Origin of the sequence: Delftia deserti, assembly GCF_042653485.1 — a bacterium.
GTDB classification, from domain to species: Bacteria; Pseudomonadota; Gammaproteobacteria; order Burkholderiales; family Burkholderiaceae_C; genus Comamonas; species Comamonas acidovorans.
This window is the reverse complement of sequence record NZ_JBHSIH010000001.1, coordinates 1,936,075-1,955,396: the sequence shown is the minus strand read 5'-3', so window position 1 is coordinate 1,955,396 and position 19,322 is coordinate 1,936,075. Positions and strand designations below refer to the sequence as shown.

Genomic DNA, 19,322 nt, shown 5'->3' with positions numbered 1-19,322 from the left:
CAGGTACTCATTCGGACAGGAATTGCACGATCAGGGGCTTGAGCTTGGCGACCACTTCGTCGGCTTCGGCCTCGGTCATGATCAGCGGCGGCACCAGGCGCACCACGGTGTCGGCGGTCACGCTGAACAGCAGGCCGGCTTCGGCGCCACGGCCCAGCAGGGCGCCGCAGGGCTTGTTCAGCTCGATGCCGATGATCAGGCCCTGGCCGCGCACATCGACCACGCCCTTGACGTCGGCCAGTTCCTTTTGCAGCGCAGCCTTCAGGTGGTCGCCCACCTGGGTGGTGTGGGCCAGCAGGCCGTCCTCCTCCATGATGCGGATGGTCTCGATGCCCGCACGCATGGCCAGCGGATTGCCGCCGAAGGTGGAGCCGTGGTTGCCCGGCTGCAGCACGGTGGCCGCCTTGCCATGGGCCACGACGGCGCCGATGGGCACGCCCGAGCCCAGGCCCTTGGCCAGGGTCATCACGTCGGGGATGATGCCGGCCCACTGGTGGGCGAACCACTTGCCCGTGCGGCCCATGCCGGCCTGGACTTCGTCGAACATCATCAGCCAGCCGTTGGCATCGCACAGGGCGCGCACCTGCTGCATGTACTCGATGCGCATGGGGTGCAGGCCGCCTTCGCCCTGGATGGGCTCCATCATCACGGCCACCACGTCGGGGTTGCCGGCCGTGGCCTGCTGGAGCGCCTCGAAGTCGTTCACCGGCACGCGCAGGAAACCGTCGAGCAGCGGGCCGAAGCCGTCGCGCACCTTGGGGTTGCCCGTGGCCGTCATGGTGGCGATGGAGCGGCCGTGGAAGGCATGCTCGTAGACCACGATCACCGGCTTGGCGATGCCCTTGTCCACGCCGTACTTGCGCGCGATCTTGATGGCGGCCTCGTTGGCCTCCAGGCCCGTGCTGCAGAAGAAGACATTGGTCATCTTCGCGCGCTCGGTCAGCAGCTTGGCCAGCGTTTCCTGGCCGGGCACGTGGTAATAGTTGGAGGTGTGGATGAGCTTGGCCACCTGGTCCTGCAGCGCAGGCACCAGCTTGGGGTGGTTGTGGCCCAGCGTGTTCACTGCAATGCCGCCCAGCGCATCGAGGTACTGCTTGCCGTTGACGTCCCACACGCGGCAGCCCTGGCCTCGCTCCAGAGCGATCGGTACGCGGCCATAGGTGTTCATCACGTGGGGCGAGGCAGCCTCAATGAAAGCGGTCATTGCAAAAATCTCCTGAGCTGGAAAGTAAACGGCATCCGGGCGTTGCCGCCGCAGATGCCTGAAAAACAGCGAAGCCCGATTCTAGGGGCCGCGCGATGGCCCACCGTTGCGGTTTGCGCATCACAGCCATGCAATGAGCCTACGCCACACTTGGGTAGTGCGCTGCAACAAGGCCTCAGCTCTTATATAAGAGATAAAATGCCAGCTTGGCCTGCCGGCAGCGATCCTGCCTGCGGGCGCAGATTGTTTGAAGGACTTGCGCAAGCAGGACGCGGCAGGCGCCATGCCCCACGGCATACCGCCGGGCCTGTTCCTCGTTGCGCAAGCCGTATTTTGGCGTGCATCCTGATGGTCTCTCCCTCCAGCAAAGAACTGTTCATCCAGGGCATCACCCACGAAGGCAAGACTTTCCGGCCCAGCGACTGGGCTGAGCGGCTGGCAGGCGTCATGAGCCAGTTTCGCCCCGGTGGTGCCCAGCGCGGCAGCCACCTGAGCTACTCGCCCTGGTGTGTTCCCACAACGCTCAATGGCGTCAAGTGCGTGGTCGTGCACCGCGACCTGCGCGACTACGAGCCCATGGCCTGGGATTTCTGCCTGAACTTCGCCAAGGACAACAACCTGCAGGTTGCCGAGGCCTGCCTGATACCGGACGAGCCGGCCCGCTGAGGCCGGCTTCTTTTTTTGCGGGTCGTTCCCGTCCGATGTGAAGCGCGCCTGGGGTGCGTTTTTTTTCGCCTGTGCTCCGGAGGGTGGGGCTTTTTTGCTGGGCCATGCGGATGCAGCGGCGTTGTTCAGGCACAAAAAAACCGCCCGAAGGCGGTTTTCTCGTTCGCTGACAGCGCACCCGTTACAAACGGCAGATGGCCGGAGCCATCCGTGCGGTTGCCTAATCGGATTAGGCGGCGGGGGCGGCCAGGGCCTTGACCTTGGCGGACAGGCGGCTCTTGTCGCGAGCGGCCTTGTTCTTGTGGAAGATGCCCTTGTCGGCGATCGTGTCCAGAACGGATTGGGCTGCGGCAAACAGTTCGGTTGCCTTGGCCTTGTCGCCAGTCAGAACGGCCTTTTCGACCTTCTTGACGGCGGTGCGGTACTTGGAACGCAGCGAGGTGTTGGCTGCATTGAGCTTGGTGTCCTGGCGGACGCGCTTGCGGCCGGAGGCGAGACGGGGGTTCTTCTTTACGGGCTTGGATGCCATGATATGTATTCCTGGTGTCTGAGGATGTTGTCGGCGAAGCGCGGGATTATAGCACGCAGTCAGTACGGGGCCCTTGTGGCCCGGGCCGCGCGGGCCGGCCTGTTGCAACGGAGTGCAAGAGCGGCCAGGCCCGCCTGGAGCGCCGGCCGGGCGGGGCATGCCAGCGCATACACTCCCCACGGTGTCACTGTTCAAAGCCGCCTCCACCGTATCCCTGCTGACGCTGGCCTCCCGTATCACCGGGCTGGTGCGCGATCTGCTCATGGCCTCCATGTTCGGAGCCAATGCGCTGACCGATGCGTTCAATGTCGCCTTCAGGATTCCCAATCTCTTTCGGCGGCTGTTCGCCGAGGGGGCCTTCAGCCAGGCCTTCGTGCCGGTGCTGGCCGCCAGCAAGGCCAAGGAGGGGGACGAGGCCACGCGCACGCTGATCTCGCACGTGGCCACGCTGCTGTTCTGGGTGCTGCTGGTGACCTGCGTGCTGGGCGTGGTCGGCGCGCCGCTGCTGGTCTGGCTGCTGGCCAGCGGCCTGCGCCAGTCGCCCGAGGGCTATGACGCCGCCGTGCTGATGACACGCTGGATGTTCCCCTACATCGGCTTCATGTCGCTGGTGGCGCTGTCGGCCGGCGTGCTCAATACCTGGCGTCGCTTTGCCGTCTCGGCCGCCACGCCGGTGCTGCTGAACCTGGCCATGATCGCCGCCGCCTTCTGGGGTGCGCCCTGGCTGCAGGCGCGCGGCATCGAGCCCATCTATGCCATGGCCGGTGGCGTGATGCTGGGCGGCGTGCTGCAGCTGGCGGTGCAACTGCCTGCGCTGGCGCGCCTGGGCCTGCTGCCGCGCATCGGCTTTTCGCCGGCCGCGCTGCGCGAGGCCTGGGCCGAGGCCGGCGTGCGCCGCATCCTCAAGCTGATGGCGCCGGCCCTGCTGGGCGTGGGCGTGGCCCAGGTCTCGCTGATGATCAACACCCAGATCGCCTCCTATCTGCAACCGGGCAGCGTGACGTGGCTGTTCTATGCCGACCGGCTCATGGAGTTTCCGACGGCGCTGCTGGGCGTGGCGCTGGGCGTGGTGCTCACCCCCCAACTGGCCGCTGCCAAGGCGGCCGACGACTCGGAGCGCTACTCGGCCATGCTGGACTGGGGGCTGCGCCTGGTGGTGCTGCTGTCCGTGCCGTGCGCCGTGGGCCTGCTCACTTTCGCCGAGCCGCTGGTGGCCACGCTGTTCCACCGCGGCGCGCTGCAGGACAGTGACGTGGGCCAGATCGCATTGGCACTGGTCGGCTACGGCGCAGGCCTGGTGGGCCTGGTGGCCATCAAGGTGCTGGCGCCGGGCTACTACGCCAGCCAGGACATCCGCACGCCCGTCAAGATCGCCATCGTGGTGCTGGTCATCACCCAACTGCTCAACCTGGTCCTGGTGCCCTTCATGGCGCATACCGGCCTGGCGTTGTCCATCGGCCTGGCGGCCCTGGTCAATGCGGGTTGGCTGCTTTGGGGTCTGCTGCGCCGGGGCGTCTACCGTCCCAAGCCGGGCTGGGGCCGGCTGGCCTTGCAGGTGGTCGCGGCCAGCAGCCTGCTGGCCGTGCTGCTGACCTGGGGCAGCCAGCATTTCGACTGGATCGCGCTGCGCGCCCACGGGTGGCAGCGCGTGGGCCTGCTCGCCGCGCTGATGGCCGCCTCGGTGCTGCTGTACTTCGGTGCGCTGTGGGCGGCGGGGCTCAAGCTGCGCGCACTGCTGCGGCGCTGAGAGGTATCGCCCGAACCCGCATAATCGCAGGCTTGGGCGCTGCAATATACAAAGCATCATGAGCTGGAGCTACGAAGACACGCCAACGGCCCTGCAGTACTTTGCAGCGCTGGTGCAAAGCGATGACCACCTGCCGTTGATGGAGGCGGCCATCAGCATCGCCCAGGATGCCGTGCCCGATCTCGATCTGCAGGCGGCCAGCGCCGAGCTGGACCGGCTTCAGGTGCGCCTGCTCCAGCGCCTGGCCGGCGAAACCGATTCCCTGCAGCGCCTGCGCGTGCTCAACCAGTTCTTCTATGGCGAGCTGGGCTTTGGCGGCAATCTCAACGATTACTACGACCCGGCCAACAGCTACATCCACCATGTGCTGCAGACGCGGCGCGGCATTCCCATCAGTGTGGCGCTGATCTGGCTGGAGCTGGCTGCGGCCATCGATCTGCCGGCTCAGGGCGTGAGCTTTCCCGGGCATTTCCTGGTCAAGCTGCGCCTGCCCCAGGGGCAGGTGGTGATGGACCCGCTGAGCGGCGAGTCCTTCTCGGCCAACAGCCTGGCCGAGCGGCTGGAGCCCTTCTGGCAGAACGCCGGCCTGTCCGCCGAGGAGGCGGCTCCGCTGGGCATGTACCTTCAGGGCGCATCGCCGCGCGACATTCTGGAGCGCATGCTGCGCAATCTGCAGGAGATCCACCATGCGCGGCGCGACTGGCCGCTGCTGGTGGCCGTGCTCGACCGGCTGGCCGTGCTGCGGCCCGACATGCCGGAGATCTTCCGGGACCGGGGGCTGGCCTATGCGCAATGGGGAGTGACCGAGCGTGCGCTCGAAGACCTGGAGCGCTTCCTGCATTCCCAGCAGGGCGCGCAGGCCGTGGCCGTGCGCGAGGTGATCCGGCGGCTCAGGGGCCTGTAGCGGCGGCAACCCCCAGGGCCGGGGTGCTGCTCAGACCAGCCGGACGGCTTCCAGCTCTTTCTTGAGATAGGCGTAGAACAGCGGCGCCGCCACCAGGCCTGCGGGGCCGAACACCGACTCGGCCACGAACATCACGGCCAGCAGCTCCCACACGCCCATGTGCGTGCGCTGGCCCACCACCTTGGCGTTGATCACGTACTCGGCCTTGTGGATCAGGATCAGAAAGCCCAGGCAGGCCGCGGCAGCCACCGGGGAGACCGACAGCCCCACGATGGTGATCACCGCATTGCACAGCAGGTTGCCCACGATGGGCACCAGGCCCGCGATGAAGGTCAGCGTGATCAGGGCTGGCGTGTAGGGCAGGGTCAGGTTCCAGTGCGGCAGCACGCCCAGCAGGAAGATGGCCGTCAGGAAGGTGTTGAAGGCAGCAATCCAGAACTGCGCCGCCACGATCTGGCGGAAGGCCAGCCCCATGAGCCGGATGCGTTCGCGCAGCGCAGCCACCAGGGGCGGGCGGCGCGTGGTGATGGGGCGCACGGCGGCCAGCGCGCCGATGATCAGGCCCACATAGGCGTATAGCAGGCCGGTGAGCCAGGCGCGCCCCGCATGGGCCAGGGCGCCGGCCTTGGCCGCCAGGTAGCTGGCCAGCAGGTGCTGGATTTCCTGCGCGCCGTCGGGCAGCTGGTCGGCCATGTCGGCGGGCAGCTTGTCACGCAGCTCCAGCACCGTGTGGGCCAGATAGTCGAGCAGCTCGCGGTACTGCTGCGGCGCGTCGGTGATGTAGGTGCGTGTATGCGAGAGCGCGCCGCTCAGCAGGGCCAGCGGCGCAAGAATGACGATGGTGGCTGCCACCAATTGGGTCCAGCGCGGCAGCGAGCCGCGCCGGGCCTTGGGCTGGGCGCGTGCCAGCAGCCCGGCAAGGGCGCGCGTGACCAGAAAGCCCACGCAGACGCAAAGCATGCCCGGCAAAAGGCCCTGCCACATGATCAGCAGCAGGGCGCCTGCCATCAGCACATAGCTGGAAAGCGTCACGCCGCGCGTGGGCGCGGGCTGCGGGGAGATGATGGGCGAGGGCAGGTGCTGGGTCATGCGCTGCGGGCACGTGGTCAGCGGACCTCGACAGGCTCGCCCTCGCCGCGTGCGGCGATGCGTCCGATGGTGTAGACCGTCTCGCCCAGCTGCTTGAGCGTGGCGGCCGTGGCTTGGGCCGCTTCGGCGGGCACGACAACGACCATGCCGATGCCGTTGTTGAAGGTGCGGTTCATTTCCACGGCGTCGATGCCGGCCGTCTTCTGCAGCCAGGCGAACAGCTCGGTCTGGGGCCAGCTGCCGGCATCCAGGTGGGCGGCCAGGCCCTCGGGCAGCACGCGGGGGATGTTCTCCAGCAGGCCGCCGCCGGTGATGTGGGCCAGCGCCTTGATGGGGTGCTGCTCCAGTGCGGCCAGAACGTTCTTCACGTACAGGCGCGTGGGTTCCATGATGGCCTGCTTGAACGGCTTGCCGTCCAGCGATTCGGGCAGGCTGCCCTGGGCTTCGGCGCGCTCGATGCACTTGCGCACCAGGGAGAAGCCATTGGAGTGGACGCCGGCCGAGGCCAGTCCCAGCACCACGTCGCCTGCGGCCACGCTCTGGCCCGTGAGGATCTTGGATTTTTCGACGGCGCCGACGGCAAAGCCCGCCAGGTCGTATTCGCCGGCCGGGTACATGCCGGGCATTTCGGCCGTTTCGCCGCCGATCAGTGCGCAGCCCGACAGTTCGCAGCCGCGTGCAATGCCGCCGACCACGGCAGCGGCCGTGTCCACGTCCAGCTTGCCGCAGGCGAAATAGTCGAGGAAGAACAGGGGCTCGGCGCCCTGGACCAGCACGTCGTTGACGCTCATGGCCACCAGGTCGATGCCCACGGTGTCGTGCATGTTCCACTCGAAGGCCAGCTTGAGCTTGGTGCCCACGCCATCGGTGCCCGAGACCAGCACGGGTTCCTTGTAGCGCTTGGGCACCTCGAACAGCGCGCCGAAGCCTCCGATACCGGCCATCACGCCTTCGCGCATGGTCTTCTTGGCCAGCGGCTTGATGCGCTCGACCAGCGCATCGCCAGCGACGATGTCGACGCCGGCGTCTTTGTAGGAAATCGGGGTAGAGGAGGGGGCAGAAGAGCTCATGGATGGGTACGGTGCGGTAGGCCCGATGCCGGGCTGGAACCCCGGGATTCTACGGCGCCGGCCGCCGGCAGGCGCGCGCGCCAGTGGGCTTCGAGGGGGCTTTCGTTGCACATGCGGGCCGGCTGCCGCCGTGCCGGGCGCCGCGCAGACTAAAATCCATCGTCCGCCCGGGAGCTCCCGGGCGTTGTCCGCCTTGCCGCAGCGCTGCGCCGAGGCGGGCCTGTCTTTGCTCTCAACCCAATGCCGTTGCCGATTCCTCTGCCTGCTTTTGCCGCATGGACCCGCCTGGACACAGGAAAGGGGGCGCTGCGCGTATGTCGCAGATGAAGCAGCTGGCTCTGGATATCAGCATGGCGTCGAGTCCGACGCTGTCGCGCTTTTTCGTCGGTCCCAATGCCGCAGTGATCGATCATCTGCGCCACTGGGTGGGCGACGGCCGCATGCAGACCGCCCGCACGCCGGTGCCCACCTATCTTTGGGGCGAGTCGGGCTCGGGCAAGACCCACCTGCTCAAAGCCGTGCGCGAGGCGCTGCGCGAGCAGGGCGCCATGGTGGGCTGGATGGATGCATCCACCCTGTTCCCGCCGCCGTTCGACGAGCGCTGGGCGGCGGTGCTGATGGACGACGTGGACATCTACACTCCGCTGCAGCAGGCGCGGGCCTTCAACTGGTTCGTGAATGCGACGAGCCCGGCCACGGGCTCGCCGCGCTGGGTGCTGGGAGCCGGCCCCCTGCCGCCGGCCGACCTCAAGCTGCGCGAGGATCTGCGCACGCGGCTGGGCTGGGGCCATGTGTTCCAGCTGCAACTGCTCGATGAAACCGCGCGCCGCGCGGTGCTGCGCCAGGAGGCCGATGCCCGCGGCGTTTTTCTGGGCGACGATGTGATGGACTACATGCTCAAGCGCTTCTCGCGCGACCTGGGCAGCCTGATGCAGCTGCTCGACATGCTCGACGGCTTTGCGCTTCGCAACAAGCGCGCCATCACCATCCCGTTGCTCAAGACGATGCTGGAAACCGAATGAGCCCACATTCTCGTGTGGGCAGGGACTGCGGGAGCCGGCGGAGCCTGCGTTGCAAGGGCGGCGCGGGACCCATTTTTTTAGGATATGCATGACCTCTGATCAGAAGCAACTCCGGCCCCGGCTGGCGTTGTTCGACCTGGACCATACGCTGCTGCCGCTCGATTCGGACTACGAGTGGGGCGAGTTCACGACGCGCATCGGCTGGACCGATCCGGCCGAGTTCGGCCGCCGCAACGCCGAGTTCTTCGCGCACTACCAGGCCGGCACGCTCGACGTGCACGACTATGTGCGCTTTGCCACCGAGGCCTTCTGCGGCCGTGGCGCGCAACAGGCCGGCGAGGCGCATGAGCGCTTCATGCGCGAGGTGATCACCCCCGCGATCCGCCCCCAGGCACTGGAGCTGCTGCGCACGCACCAGCAGGCGGGCGACCAGATCATCATCGTCACGGCCACCAACGAGTTCGTGACGCGCCCCATCGCCGCCGCACTGGGCGTGCAGGAGCTGATTGCCGTGGAACTGGAGCGCGACGCCCAGGGCTGGTTCACGGGCGAGATCCGTGGAACGCCCAGCATGCGCGACGGCAAGGTCCGGCGCATGCAGCAGTGGCTGGATGCGCGTGGCCTGGACTGGAGCGGCGTGGAGAGCTTCTTCTACAGCGACTCCTGGAACGACGTGCCCCTGCTCGAACGCGTGGACCACCCCGTGGCCACCAACCCCGACGCACGGCTGCGCGCCCTGGCCCAGGAACGTGGCTGGCGCATTCTGGACCTGTTTGGCGAAGCACCATGATCAAGAACATCATCGACAAGCTGCTGGGCAAGACCTCGGCTGCCCCCCGCGCCCGCAAGTCCCCCTTCGGCAAGCGCCAGGAAGTGCCCGTGCAGGTGCACGGCATCGACCCCAACCTGGTGGACCGGCGTGCCATCGACGTGGTCGAGACGCTGCAGGACGCGGGCTACGAGGCCTACATCGTCGGCGGCGCCGTGCGCGACCTGCTGCTGGGCCTGCGTCCCAAGGACTTCGACGTGGCCACCAATGCCACGCCCGAGCAGGTCAAGGGCCTGTTCCGCCGCGCCTTCATCATCGGCAAGCGCTTTCGCATCGTGCACGTGGTCTATGGCCGCGGGCGCGAGAATGAAGTCATCGAAGTCTCCACCTTCCGCGCCTTCCTGGACAACAGCGCGGCCGAGGCCGTGAGCGGCAACGAGCGCACCAGCAAGGCCCAGCTCGCCGGCATGCACCATGCCGTGGACGCCAGCGGCCGCGTGCTGCGCGACAACGTCTGGGGCCCGCAGGACCAGGACGCCACGCGCCGCGACTTCACCATCAACGCCATGTACTACGACCCGCGCACGCAGATCGTGGTGGACTATCACAAGGGCATCGACGACGCCAAGAAGCGCATGCTGCGCATGATCGGCGACCCGGCCACGCGCTACCGCGAAGACCCGGTGCGCATCATCCGCGCCGTGCGCTTCGCGGCCAAGCTGGCGGGCAAGGGCTTCAAGATCGAGCCCAAGACCGCCAAGCCGCTGGTGGAGTGCGAGCCGCTGCTGGCCGATGTGCCGCAAAGCCGCCTGTTCGATGAAATGCTCAAGCTGCTGCAGACCGGCCACGCGCTGGCCTCGGTGGAGCAGTTGCGTGGCCTGGGCCTGGCACGCGGCATCTACTCGCTGCTGGATGTGGTGGTCGAGCGCGCGGAGCAGCCCTTTGTGCGCGCCGCGCTGACCGACACCGACCGCCGTGTCGAGGAAGGCAAGCCCGTGGCGCCCAGCTTCCTGCTGGCCTGCGTGCTGTGGCATGACGTCAAGACCGGCTGGGAGCGCCGCCTGAACCAGCGCCAGCATCCCTTCCCCGCGCTGCAGGAATCCATCGACGAAGTGTTCGACCAGCGCATCGGCGATGTCTCGGGCCGCGGCAAGCTGGCCGCCGACATGCGCGAGATCTGGGTCATGCAGCCGCGCTTCGACAAGCGCACGGGCGCCACGCCGTTCAGCCTGGTGGCCCAGCCGCGCTTTCGCGCGGGCTTCGACTTCATGCGCCTGCGCGCCGACATCGGCGAGGTCGATGAAAGCCTGGCCAGCTGGTGGCAGGAATTCCAGAACGCCGACGACGCGCGCCGCGACGACCTGATCGCCCAGGCCCGCGACGAGCAGCGCGCCCGCCAGCGCAGCGCCGAGCCCAAGGTGCACCGCGTGGCCAAGGCCCGCCCTGCGCGCGAGGACGCCGGCGCTGGCGAAGCGCAGCAGGCCGACGCACCTGCCGCCGCCTTGCCCCAGGTGGAGGGTGAGGAAGGGTCAGCGCCCAAGAAGCGCCGCCGCCGTCGCCGCAAGCCACAGGGCGGTGGTGATGGCACCGTGGGCGGGGATGACTGAGCCGGGGCACTGGGTCGCCATTGGCCTGGGCGCCAATCTGGGCGACCGGGGCCAGGCGCTGGCCCAGGCGCTGCAGGCCATTGGCGGCCTGCCGGGCACGCGCCTTGTGGCCGTGTCCTCCCTCTACAGCACGGCGCCCGTCGATTCCAGCGGCCCGGACTACCTGAACGCCGTGGCCGCCGTGCGCACCACGCTGCAGCCGCTGGCGCTGCTCGATGCGCTGCAGGCCATCGAACTGGCGGCCGGCCGTGAGCGTCCCTACCGCAACGCGCCGCGCACGCTGGACCTGGACATCGAACTGTGGGACGACGAACGCATCGCGCTGCCGCGCCTGAGCGTGCCGCACCCGCGCATGCACGAGCGCGCCTTCGTGCTCGTGCCGCTGGCCGAGATCGCGCCTGAGCGCGTCACGCCCGCGCAACTGCAGGCCGTGGCGGGGCAGGGCATCCGCCTGGCGCACAAGCCTGGCTGGCATCTACGACAAGCCTGAATCCTGAGAGTCGCCTTGATGAAAAAGCCGCAGCGCCTTGAGGGCGACTGCGGCTTTTTTCCAGGCGGGACGTGGTGAGTGGACTCAGTCCACCTTCGCCCCGGAGGCCTTGACGATGGGCTGGTACTTGGCGCGCTCGGCGGCCATGAACCTGTCGAATTCGGCGGGCGTGGAGGACACGGGCTCGGCCATCAGGGTCTCGAAGCGGGTCTTGGTCTCGGGCGCGGCCAGTGCATCGCCAAAGGCCCGGCTCAGCTTGTCCAGCACGGGCTTGGGCGTGCCGGCCGGGGCCACCAGGCCCCACCAGGTGTCGATGGCAAAGCCGGGGAAGGTCTTGGACAATGCGGGCACGCCGGGCAGCAGCGTGGTGGGGTTCAGCGAGGTCACGGCCAGCGCCTTGAGCTTGCCGGAGCGGATGTTGGGCGCTGCGGCGGCCAGGTTGTCGATGTTGAAGTCCACCTCGCCCGACAGCAGGGCCAGCTGGGCCGGGTTGGCGCCGCGATAGGGCACGTGAAGGGCGAAGATGCCGGCCTTTTGCTTGAGCATTTCGCCGGCCAGGTGGCCCGCGCTGCCGTTGCCGCCGCTGCCGTAGTTGAGCTTGCCGGGGTTGGCCTTGGCGTAGGCGATCAGGTCGGCCACGCTGTGGATCTTGAGCTGCTCGGCACGGGCCGCGTTCATCACCAGCACATTGGGCACGCGCACCATCTGGGTGATGCCGGCGAAGTCCTTGCCCGCGTCATAGGGCATCTTGGCGTACAGCCAGGGATTGACGGCATGGGTGGCCGTGGCGGCCAGGCCGATGGTCATGCCGTCCGGCGTGGCACGGGCAATGGCGTCGGCGCCGATGTTGCCGCCGGCGCCGGCCTTGTTGTCGATGATCACCACTCCCAGGGAATCACGCACCCGCTCGGCCAGCGCGCGCGAGGTGATGTCCAGCGGTCCGCCGGGCGCATAGGGCACGATCAGGCGGATGGGCTCTTGCGCCAGGGCAAGCGGGGAGGCCAGGGCAGCAGCGGCCGCCATGACCGAGAGAAGGCTGTTTCTACGGTTCATAGGGGCGCTATTGTGCAAAAAAATTGCGACACCTGGCGGTACGCAGGTATGCAGAGCAGTTTTTCTGCGTATTGATTGATCTGCCCTGGCTTCAGGCAGCCTTGTCGGCTTCCGTGGTGAATGCGTCGGCGTAGAACTCTTCGTCGGGCAGTCCACGCTGGTGCACATAGGCCTGGTGCGCGGAATCGACCACGATGGGCGCGCCGCAGGCATAGACCTGGTGGCCCGAGAGGTCGGCAAAATCGTCCAGCACGGCCTGGTGCACGAAGCCCGTGCGGCCGGTCCAGGCGTCTTCGGGCAGGGCATCCGAGACCACGGGCACGTAGCACAGCTGCGGCATGGCTTCGGCCTGTTCGCGCACCCAGGCGTCCATGTAGAGGTCTTCGGGGCGGCGGCCGCCCCAGTACAGGGTGACGGAGCGGTGGATGTCCTTGTGGCGGATGTGCTCCAGCAGCGCCTTGATGGGCGCGAAGCCCGTGCCCGAGGCCAGCAGGATGACGGGCTTGTCGCTGTCCTCGCGCAGGAAGAAGCTGCCGAACGGTCCTTCCACGCGCAGGATTTCCTTTTCCTTCATGGCGCCGAACACATGGTCGGTGAACTTGCCGCCCGGCATGTGGCGGATGTGCAGCTCCAGCCCCGGTGCCGTGTCCTGCACGTGGGGGGCCGTGGCCATGGAGTAGGCGCGGCGGGCGCCGTCGCGCAGGATGAACTCCACGTACTGGCCTGCGTGGTAGCGGAACTTGTCTGCGGCGGGCAGTTGCAGGCGCACCTGCATCACGTCGTGCGACTTCTTCTCCAGCGTGGCCACGCGCACGGGCATTTTCTTGATGGGAAAGGCGCTGGCATCGGTGACCTGGCGCGACTCCAGCACCACAGAGGTGGCCGGCCTGGCGCAGCAGGTGAGCACATAGCCATCGGCCTCTTCCTGGGCGGTCAGCGCCTTGTCGGCATGCGGGCCATGGGTGACATCGCCACTGAGCTTCTTGCACTTGCAGGAACCGCAGGCACCGTCCTTGCAGCCATAGGGCAGGCCCACGCCGGAGCGGATGGCGGCGGCCAGGATGGTCTCGCTGCCCTGCGTGGCGAAGGCGCGGCCGCTGGGCTGTACGGTGATTTCGTGGGAAGCGTTGGCTATCTCGGTCATGTTCTCGGTATCCTCGGGGGCGCTGGCGGGCGCGTGGAGCGCGCCGGCGATCTTCTTTCCCGGACGGACATGCCGCTGCCGCGACCGGCGGCGCGCGGGTGGCCGCCCTCGCAACAGGCCAGGATTTTGCCCTCAAACCAAAACCCATTGGGCGCGCTGCCGGCGCGCTTTCGACGCGAACGCGTGCTCATCGTCGGCTGCGGCGACGTGGGGCTGCGCGTGGCTGGTGCATTGGCGGGCGCGCCCGGCGCGCGCTCCGGTGCCGCACGACGGGGCCCGCGCGTGCTGGCCCTGACGCGTGGCGCCGAGCGCCTGCAGGATCTGCGCAGGCGCGGCATCACGCCGCTGCTGGGCGATCTGGACGCGCCTGCCACGCTGCGCCGTCTGGCCGGCCTGGCCACGCGCGTCGTCCACCTGGCGCCGCCGCCCAATCCGCCCGCTGGCCAAGAGGGCTGGTGGCTGGACCCGCGCACCACGGCCCTGCTGCGCGTGCTGCGCCGTCGCGGCCGGCCGGCGAGCCTGGTCTATGGCTCGACCTCCGGCGTCTACGGCAACTGCGAGGGCGCCTGGGTCGATGAAAGCCGTCCGCCCGCACCGGCCACGGCGCGTGCCCAGCGCCGCGTGAACGCCGAGCGTGCCGTGCGCTTTGCCGGGCGCGGCGGCCTGCGCGCCAGCATTCTGCGCATTCCGGGCATCTATGCGCCCGACCGGGAAAACGGCACGCCGCGTGGACGGCTGCTGCGCGGCACGCCACTGCTGTGCGCCGCAGAAGATGTCTACACCAACCACATCCATGCCGACGACCTGGCCCGCGCCTGCGTGCGGGCGCTGTGGCGCGGCCGGCCGCAGCGCATCTACCACGCCAGCGACGATACGCAGCTGCGCATGGGGGACTATTTCGACTTTGCGGCCGATCTCTACGGCCTGCCGCGCCCGGCACGCATCACGCGCGAGCAGGCACAGCGCGAGCTGCCGGCCAGCCTGCTGAGCTTCATGGGGGAGTCACGCCGTCTGCGCAACCAGCGCCTGAAGGCCGAGCTGGGCCTGCGCCTGCGCTACCCCACCGTGGAGCAGGGCCTGCGCGCGTGAATCAGCGCGGATGGATGCCGCCGTTGGTGTCGTAGCAGCGGAATACGTTGCAGTGCGAGATGGGCGCCGAAGGCGGCAGCGGTTGCGGCGGCACGGGGCGCCCGACGATCCACGGCCGGTTGATGGCATTGGGCTGCAGTGCGCGCGATTGCTGCAGCTGTTCATAGGCCTTGGGGCCCAGGCAGGCCATTTCCATCTGCTGCTGGGCGGCCTGGCTGCGCGGGCCCCAGGTGGCGGGATCGGGGTCGGCCTCGGCCAGGATGGTGTCCAGGCGGCGGCGCGCCTGCTGGCAGGCAGGGGAGTCGCCGCTGTCGCGCTGGGCCGAGTTCTCGCGCTCGCGCCGGCTGCGTGCCTCGCGCTCCTGCTGCTGGGCACGTGTGCGGCGCTCGGCCTCTTCGCGGGCCATTTGCTGGTTCTTGCGCTCTATGGCGGCGGCGGACTGCGCGCGCTCGCGCTCCAGCTCTTCAGGGCTGGGGGCTTCCTGCACCTGCACGCGGTTTTCGCCGTCCTTGCAACTGCTGTTGGTGTAGGTGACGCGGCCGGTCTTGGCATCCGTGCAGCGGATGACCTGGGCCGAGGCCGACCCTGCGGCCAAGGCCGCCACCAGGGGAACAAGCGCCGTCAGCGCGGCCAGCGCCCGGGGCACGGCAGCCGATGAACGGCGGCCGTGTGCCGGGCGCTGGCAAAGGTCTCGGGTGCGGTGCATGGCGGTTTCCTTTCCCATCACAAGCGGCACAGGGATGTGGTGCATTGCCGATTATGGTGCGGCCCCCGGGGGCTGGAAATGCCGCCGGTCAGCCGTTCAACGCCAGTGGCGCGGATCCTGGGTGGGGTAGGGGTTGCCGCTGCCCTGGCTTTCGCGCTGCATGCGCTCGATGGCGCGTTGCTGCTGCTCGCGGTCGCGCTGCTGCTGATCCCGGTCGCGTTGCTGGCGCTCACGATCGCGTTGCTGCTGGCCCTGGTCGCGTTCGCGGTCCCGCTGCTGGCGCTCGGCTTCGCGGCGCTGCTGCTCCTGCATGCGTTCGCGCAACTGGCGGTCGCGGTCCTGTGCCTGGCGGTCACGGTCCCGGTCGCGCTCGCGCATTTCACGCTCGCGCTCCTGGCGGTCGCGCCAGGCGTCGCGGTTGCGCTCCTGCTGAATGCGCTCGCGCTCGTACTGCAGGCGATCGCGCTCACGCTGCAGGCGCTGGCGCTCGTACCAGCCGTTGTCGGGATAGGCGGGCTGCGTGGGATAGGAGGGGTAGATGACGCCGCCGCCAGAGGGGTAGCTGGGGTAGGTCGGGTAGCTGGGATAGCTGGGGTAGCCGGAGCCCATGTCCGAGTAGCCATCGGGCGGCACGGCGCAGGCGGTGACCAGGGCAGCGAGGCCAAGGCCTGCCAGCAGGCGCAGCATGCGCAGGGGGCGCAGGTCACGCTGCTGGTGTGGCTGCGCGGTGGGGGCGTTGGAACGGGGCATGGTATGGGGTCCGGGCAAAGGCGTGTTTCCTGTCTGGATCTCTTCCTATGACGTTTGACAGGCCGTATCGGTTGACCTGGGTCGTACTTGCAAGGCAACAAGGGCGACAGCGAAGCTTCTATTTTGATAGCAATTCGCCCATATTCTGTAGGTGTCGCTAGATGAATTGTGCAGGCGTGGTGCGCGATGGTGGCCGCTGTCCCGGCTGCGGCAATGGCTTGCGGGCGCGGCTACAATGGCCTCTGTCTTTGGCGGTGCGCAGTCCGTGCGCCGCAAAGCAGCGTTCTCAGGGCGGGGCGAAATTCCCCACCGGCGGTATCTGGATCTGTCTTTCGGCATGTGTCCAGGAGCCCGCGAGCGCCCGGCAAGCCGCAAGGCCGGCCGGGGTCAGCAGATCTGGTGAGATGCCAGAGCCGACGGTCACAGTCCGGATGAAAGAGATCGCGCAGCACCTGCATGGCAGGCGCCATGCCCATGGTTTTCCCATGGGCTGCGCCGCGCCATGCGGCGCCATGGCGCGCGCCCTGATTCATTTGTCTCATCTTGAAAGAGCACCATGAATCAGACTCCTGTCTCCTTGAATTTCTCCGCACACGGCACGGCCTCGGGCACGCCGTGGAGGGCCGTCGCGGGCCGCAGCCGCGTGGCCGTCATCTGCGCGAGCTGGCATACCGATGTCGTGCATCAGGCGCGCGACTCCATGGCGGCCGAGCTGCAGGCCCAGGGCGTGGCTGCGCAGAACATCAGCCACTTCAACGTGCCCGGCGCCTTCGAGATCCCGCTGCTGGCCAAGAAGCTGGCCGACACTGGCCGCTTCGACGCCATCGTCGCCTGCGCTCTGGTGGTCAATGGCGGCATCTACCGCCATGAGTTCGTGTCCTCGGCCGTGATCGACGGCCTGATGCGCGTGCAGCTCGACACCGAAGTGCCGGTGTTCTCCGCCGTGCTCACGCCGCGCGATTTCCATGAACATGGCGACCATGTGGAGTTCTTCCGCGCCCACTTCGTGAAGAAGGGCGTGGAAGTGGCGCATGCGTGCCTGGCGGCCCTGGACCAGCTGGCCCAGGTGCAGGCGCTGGGCCAGGCGCGCGCGGCCTGAGTTGCAAGCATCGCCTGCGTCGCCGGTTGCGGCGCGCCACCCAGCACAGCTTTGGGTGGGGACGGATGCTCGTAAACACTGAGTTGGTGCCGAGTGTCGCGGCCCCGTCACGCGGCATTGCCAAGCCGCGATGACGGGAATAACGTGACGGCCTGTTTCAACTGAGGAGTGCGCGATGAAGATGTCCCGGAAGTTGTGTATTGCGGCCGTCGTGGCCGGCATGGGTGGCGTGGCCATGGCCCAGGAGCAGGTGATCCGCATCGGCCACATCGGCCCGGTGTCCGGTCCCCAGGCCAATTTCGGCAAGGACAACGAAAACGGCGTGCGCATGGCCATCGACGAGCTCAATGCCAAGGGCATGGAGATCGCCGGCAAGAAGGTCAAGTTCCAGCTGGTGGCCGAGGACGATGTGGCCGATCCCAAGCAGGGCACGGCCGCTTCGCAGAAGCTGTGCGACGACAAGGTCGCCGGCGCCGTGGCCTTCCTCAACTCGGGCGTGGCCATTCCCTCGTCCAAGGTCTTCCAGGACTGCGGCATTCCCATGATCACGGGCGCGGCCACCAACCCCGACCTGACCAAGCCCGGCTGGAACACCACCTACCGCGTGATCGCCAATGACAATGCGCTGGGCGCGGCACTGGCCAAGTACGCGGCGCAGACGCTCAAGCTCAAGACCGTGGCCATCATCGATGACCGCACGGCCTACGGCCAGGGCCTGGCCAATGTGTTCAAGAAGGATGCGGAAAAGCTGGGCGTGAAGGTCGTGGCCTCGGAGTTCACGAACGACAAGGCCACGGACTTCATGGCCATCCTGACCTCGATCAAGGCCAAGAAGCCCGATGGCATCTTCTACGGCGGCATGTACGGCCAGGCCGGACCCATGCTGCGCCAGATGGCCCAGCTGGGCCTGAACGATGCCAAGTACTTCGGCGGCGACGGCCTGTGCGTGCCCGAGTTGGCCAAGGTGGCCGCCGGTGCCAAGCCGCTGGACAACGTGATCTGCGCCGATGGCGGCGCCTCGCTGGCCAAGATGCCCGGCGGCACGGAATGGAAAAAGCGCTACGACGCCAAGTACCCCGGCCAGTTCCAGGTCTACAGCCCGTATTTCTACGACGCCACCATGATGCTGGCCGACGCCATGAAGCGCGCCAACTCCTGGGACCCCAAGGTCTACATCCCCTTCCTGCAGAAGGCCGACTACTCGGGCGTGACCTCGAAGATCGCCTTCGAGAAGAACGGCGAGATGAAGAACCCCTCGTACACGCTGAGCGTGTTCAAGAACGGCCAGAAGACAGCCCTCGACTGAGAGCCTGTCCCCCTTCGTTTTCATGCCCGCCCCGTGCGGGCTTTTTTTCGTCCGCTGTCCATGCTCCTCAGGCCGGGGCAGGCGCATCGACCACGCCCGGCAACCGGGCCAGATAGGCCTGCAAGGCAGCGATGGCCTGGCGCACCTTGGCGGGCTGGGCCTGGCGCTGCGGGGTGACGGCCCAGATGTCCAGGCCGCCGAAGTCCCAGTCCGGCAGCAGGCGCACCAGGTGGCCTTCGGCCACGGTGTCGGCCACGTCCATGCTGCCCAGCAGGGCCAGGCCCAGGCCGGCCTCGCACATCTGCTGGATGGACAGCTGGTTGTTGCTGGCCACATGGGGCAGCACCTGCAGGCTGTAGGTCTCGCCCGTGTCAGGGTGGCGCGCCTCGGCACGCAGGGCCTGGCCCTGGCCCTCGCGTGCCAGGCCCAGCCAGCGCATGCTGGCCAGGGGGGCCGGGTGGCGCCAGGCTGCGCCGCCACCCTGGGCCTGCATCCATGCGGGCGATGCGCACAGCCAGTTGCGCATGGCGCCCAGGCGCCGGGCGGCCCAGCCGGAATCGGCCAGCCGGCCAAAGCGCAAGGCCAGGTCGATGCGGCTCTGAATGAGGTCGATGGGCGCGTCGTCCACATCCAGGTGCAGGCGCAGCGCAGGGTGCCGGGCCAGCCAGCGGCCAAGGGCCGGCGCGATGTGGCGCGCAAATCCCACGGTGGCCGACAGGCGCAGCTCGCCGCCGGGCTCGTCGCGCGCGGCGGCCAGCTCGGCCCGCGCCTGGCTGGCGGCCTGGGCCATGGCGGCGCACTGCTGGTAGTAGCGCTCGCCCGTGTCGGTGAGCGCGATCTGCCGGGTGGAGCGGTGCAGCAGGGTCACGCCGCCATCGCGTTCGAGCTGGCGTACCTGCTGGCTCACGGCCGAGGGGCTCATGCCCAGGGCACGCGCGGCGGCGCTCATGGAGCCGTGCTGCACCACGGCGGCGAAAACGGCCATGCGTTTGTAGTCATCCATGGGTTGTATTGTGAAGCTGTGCTTCAAGGTATTGGTAAAAATTGCCGTCTACCGCATGCATTGTGAACGGCGTAA

The 19,322-nt window shown here is 68.0% G+C and carries 19 protein-coding genes and 1 riboswitch; of the genes, 10 read left to right on the top strand and 9 right to left on the bottom strand.

Going from position 1 to position 19,322, the window contains the following annotated elements; translation table 11 throughout:
- Positions 1-7: 7 nt before the first annotated feature.
- Positions 8-1,204 (bottom strand): aspartate aminotransferase family protein, encoded by a 1,197-nt coding sequence (locus ACFPFG_RS09300; RefSeq protein ID WP_183017692.1) that lies wholly within the window; start codon positions 1,202-1,204, stop codon positions 8-10.
- Positions 1,205-1,552: 348 nt separating this feature from the next.
- Between ACFPFG_RS09300 and ACFPFG_RS09295 the strand changes: the two genes are divergently transcribed.
- Positions 1,553-1,870, top strand: a complete 318-nt coding sequence (locus ACFPFG_RS09295; protein WP_012204103.1) for a DUF3579 domain-containing protein — start codon at positions 1,553-1,555, stop codon at positions 1,868-1,870.
- Between the two features lie 229 nt (positions 1,871-2,099).
- Here the strand turns inward: ACFPFG_RS09295 and rpsT are convergent, their stop codons facing one another.
- The gene (gene rpsT / locus ACFPFG_RS09290) at positions 2,100-2,399 is read right to left on the bottom strand and encodes a 30S ribosomal protein S20 (protein ID WP_220808475.1); all 300 of its coding nucleotides are present in this window, start codon (positions 2,397-2,399) and stop codon (positions 2,100-2,102) included.
- A gap of 157 nt (positions 2,400-2,556) precedes the next feature.
- Here rpsT and murJ point away from each other — a divergent pair, with 157 nt between their 5' ends.
- Complete coding sequence (gene murJ, locus ACFPFG_RS09285) at positions 2,557-4,146, top strand: murein biosynthesis integral membrane protein MurJ (RefSeq protein ID WP_183017693.1); 1,590 nt, start codon at positions 2,557-2,559, stop codon at positions 4,144-4,146.
- Positions 4,147-4,204: 58 nt separating this feature from the next.
- Entirely contained in the window at positions 4,205-5,050 is an 846-nt protein-coding gene (locus ACFPFG_RS09280) for a SirB1 family protein (RefSeq protein ID WP_183017694.1), read from the top strand.
- Between the two features lie 30 nt (positions 5,051-5,080).
- Here ACFPFG_RS09280 and ACFPFG_RS09275 read toward each other — a convergent pair whose 3' ends face one another.
- Positions 5,081-6,139 (bottom strand): AI-2E family transporter, encoded by a 1,059-nt coding sequence (locus tag ACFPFG_RS09275; RefSeq protein ID WP_012204107.1) that lies wholly within the window; start codon positions 6,137-6,139, stop codon positions 5,081-5,083.
- A 17-nt stretch (positions 6,140-6,156) separates the two neighbouring features.
- Positions 6,157-7,209: a phosphoribosylformylglycinamidine cyclo-ligase gene (gene purM, locus ACFPFG_RS09270; protein WP_013803658.1), complete on the bottom strand. Its 1,053-nt coding sequence runs from the start codon at positions 7,207-7,209 to the stop codon at positions 6,157-6,159.
- 323 nt (positions 7,210-7,532) lie between these two features.
- Here purM and hda point away from each other — a divergent pair, with 323 nt between their 5' ends.
- The 4 genes from hda (at position 7,533) to folK (ending at position 11,097) form a co-directional block, all read left to right on the top strand.
- A complete protein-coding gene (gene hda / locus ACFPFG_RS09265; RefSeq protein ID WP_026062235.1) occupies positions 7,533-8,231 on the top strand; it encodes a DnaA regulatory inactivator Hda in 699 nt (232 codons plus the stop codon).
- A gap of 88 nt (positions 8,232-8,319) precedes the next feature.
- The gene (locus tag ACFPFG_RS09260; RefSeq protein ID WP_197957083.1) at positions 8,320-9,021 is read left to right on the top strand and encodes a histidinol-phosphatase; all 702 of its coding nucleotides are present in this window, start codon (positions 8,320-8,322) and stop codon (positions 9,019-9,021) included.
- Positions 9,018-10,607 (top strand): polynucleotide adenylyltransferase PcnB, encoded by a 1,590-nt coding sequence (gene pcnB, locus ACFPFG_RS09255; protein WP_380106161.1) that lies wholly within the window; start codon positions 9,018-9,020, stop codon positions 10,605-10,607. The genes ACFPFG_RS09260 and pcnB overlap by 4 nt, the downstream gene beginning before the upstream one ends.
- Positions 10,582-11,097, top strand: a complete 516-nt coding sequence (folK, locus tag ACFPFG_RS09250) for a 2-amino-4-hydroxy-6-hydroxymethyldihydropteridine diphosphokinase (protein WP_380106159.1) — start codon at positions 10,582-10,584, stop codon at positions 11,095-11,097. Before pcnB ends, folK begins: the two co-directional genes overlap by 26 nt.
- A gap of 84 nt (positions 11,098-11,181) precedes the next feature.
- On the opposite strand, the gene ACFPFG_RS09245 is transcribed toward folK, so the two are convergent.
- Both ACFPFG_RS09245 and ACFPFG_RS09240 read right to left on the bottom strand, forming a co-directional pair.
- Complete coding sequence (locus tag ACFPFG_RS09245; RefSeq protein WP_180288371.1) at positions 11,182-12,150, bottom strand: Bug family tripartite tricarboxylate transporter substrate binding protein; 969 nt, start codon at positions 12,148-12,150, stop codon at positions 11,182-11,184.
- 91 nt (positions 12,151-12,241) lie between these two features.
- Positions 12,242-13,294: a CDP-6-deoxy-delta-3,4-glucoseen reductase gene (locus ACFPFG_RS09240; protein ID WP_012204115.1), complete on the bottom strand. Its 1,053-nt coding sequence runs from the start codon at positions 13,292-13,294 to the stop codon at positions 12,242-12,244.
- A 69-nt stretch (positions 13,295-13,363) separates the two neighbouring features.
- Between ACFPFG_RS09240 and ACFPFG_RS09235 the strand changes: the two genes are divergently transcribed.
- On the top strand, positions 13,364-14,383 hold the full coding sequence (locus ACFPFG_RS09235) for an SDR family oxidoreductase (protein WP_380106156.1): 1,020 nt from the start codon (positions 13,364-13,366) through the stop codon (positions 14,381-14,383).
- 1 nt (position 14,384) lies between these two features.
- Here ACFPFG_RS09235 and ACFPFG_RS09230 read toward each other — a convergent pair whose 3' ends face one another.
- The gene (locus ACFPFG_RS09230) at positions 14,385-15,089 is read right to left on the bottom strand and encodes a DUF4124 domain-containing protein (protein ID WP_183017698.1); all 705 of its coding nucleotides are present in this window, start codon (positions 15,087-15,089) and stop codon (positions 14,385-14,387) included.
- A 96-nt stretch (positions 15,090-15,185) separates the two neighbouring features.
- Complete coding sequence (locus tag ACFPFG_RS09225; protein ID WP_312379530.1) at positions 15,186-15,839, bottom strand: hypothetical protein; 654 nt, start codon at positions 15,837-15,839, stop codon at positions 15,186-15,188.
- A 278-nt stretch (positions 15,840-16,117) separates the two neighbouring features.
- A riboswitch (FMN riboswitch) is annotated at positions 16,118-16,286 on the top strand.
- Positions 16,287-16,395: 109 nt separating this feature from the next.
- Between ACFPFG_RS09225 and ACFPFG_RS09220 the strand changes: the two genes are divergently transcribed.
- Positions 16,396-16,938 carry a 6,7-dimethyl-8-ribityllumazine synthase gene (locus tag ACFPFG_RS09220; protein ID WP_013803651.1) on the top strand — a complete coding sequence of 181 codons (543 nt, stop codon included), beginning with the start codon at positions 16,396-16,398 and terminating at the stop codon, positions 16,936-16,938.
- 175 nt (positions 16,939-17,113) lie between these two features.
- Entirely contained in the window at positions 17,114-18,244 is a 1,131-nt protein-coding gene (locus tag ACFPFG_RS09215) for a branched-chain amino acid ABC transporter substrate-binding protein (RefSeq protein ID WP_013803650.1), read from the top strand.
- 67 nt (positions 18,245-18,311) lie between these two features.
- Here ACFPFG_RS09215 and ACFPFG_RS09210 read toward each other — a convergent pair whose 3' ends face one another.
- Positions 18,312-19,247, bottom strand: coding sequence for a LysR family transcriptional regulator (locus ACFPFG_RS09210; protein ID WP_197957076.1), 936 nt, complete (start codon positions 19,245-19,247; stop codon positions 18,312-18,314).
- Positions 19,248-19,322: the final 75 nt, after the last annotated feature.

Excerpts from the sequence above, each read along its gene's own strand:
- ACFPFG_RS09275 (WP_012204107.1), bottom strand. The coding sequence starts at position 6,139 with ATGACCCAGCACCTGCCCTCGCCCATCATCTCCCCGCAGCCCGCGCCC.
- folK (WP_380106159.1), top strand. The coding sequence starts at position 10,582 with ATGGCACCGTGGGCGGGGATGACTGAGCCGGGGCACTGGGTCGCCATT.
- ACFPFG_RS09215 (WP_013803650.1), top strand. The coding sequence starts at position 17,114 with ATGAAGATGTCCCGGAAGTTGTGTATTGCGGCCGTCGTGGCCGGCATG.
- ACFPFG_RS09235 (WP_380106156.1), top strand. The coding sequence starts at position 13,364 with ATGCCGCTGCCGCGACCGGCGGCGCGCGGGTGGCCGCCCTCGCAACAG.
- ACFPFG_RS09260 (WP_197957083.1), top strand. The coding sequence starts at position 8,320 with ATGACCTCTGATCAGAAGCAACTCCGGCCCCGGCTGGCGTTGTTCGAC.
- rpsT (WP_220808475.1), bottom strand. The coding sequence starts at position 2,399 with ATGGCATCCAAGCCCGTAAAGAAGAACCCCCGTCTCGCCTCCGGCCGC.
- purM (WP_013803658.1), bottom strand. The coding sequence starts at position 7,209 with ATGAGCTCTTCTGCCCCCTCCTCTACCCCGATTTCCTACAAAGACGCC.
- ACFPFG_RS09220 (WP_013803651.1), top strand. The coding sequence starts at position 16,396 with ATGAATCAGACTCCTGTCTCCTTGAATTTCTCCGCACACGGCACGGCC.
- murJ (WP_183017693.1), top strand. The coding sequence starts at position 2,557 with ATGCCAGCGCATACACTCCCCACGGTGTCACTGTTCAAAGCCGCCTCC.
- ACFPFG_RS09295 (WP_012204103.1), top strand. The coding sequence starts at position 1,553 with ATGGTCTCTCCCTCCAGCAAAGAACTGTTCATCCAGGGCATCACCCAC.
- ACFPFG_RS09240 (WP_012204115.1), bottom strand. The coding sequence starts at position 13,294 with ATGACCGAGATAGCCAACGCTTCCCACGAAATCACCGTACAGCCCAGC.
- ACFPFG_RS09280 (WP_183017694.1), top strand. The coding sequence starts at position 4,205 with ATGAGCTGGAGCTACGAAGACACGCCAACGGCCCTGCAGTACTTTGCA.
- ACFPFG_RS09225 (WP_312379530.1), bottom strand. The coding sequence starts at position 15,839 with ATGCCCCGTTCCAACGCCCCCACCGCGCAGCCACACCAGCAGCGTGAC.
- pcnB (WP_380106161.1), top strand. The coding sequence starts at position 9,018 with ATGATCAAGAACATCATCGACAAGCTGCTGGGCAAGACCTCGGCTGCC.
- ACFPFG_RS09300 (WP_183017692.1), bottom strand. The coding sequence starts at position 1,204 with ATGACCGCTTTCATTGAGGCTGCCTCGCCCCACGTGATGAACACCTAT.
- ACFPFG_RS09245 (WP_180288371.1), bottom strand. The coding sequence starts at position 12,150 with ATGAACCGTAGAAACAGCCTTCTCTCGGTCATGGCGGCCGCTGCTGCC.
- hda (WP_026062235.1), top strand. The coding sequence starts at position 7,533 with ATGAAGCAGCTGGCTCTGGATATCAGCATGGCGTCGAGTCCGACGCTG.
- ACFPFG_RS09210 (WP_197957076.1), bottom strand. The coding sequence starts at position 19,247 with ATGGATGACTACAAACGCATGGCCGTTTTCGCCGCCGTGGTGCAGCAC.
- ACFPFG_RS09230 (WP_183017698.1), bottom strand. The coding sequence starts at position 15,089 with ATGCACCGCACCCGAGACCTTTGCCAGCGCCCGGCACACGGCCGCCGT.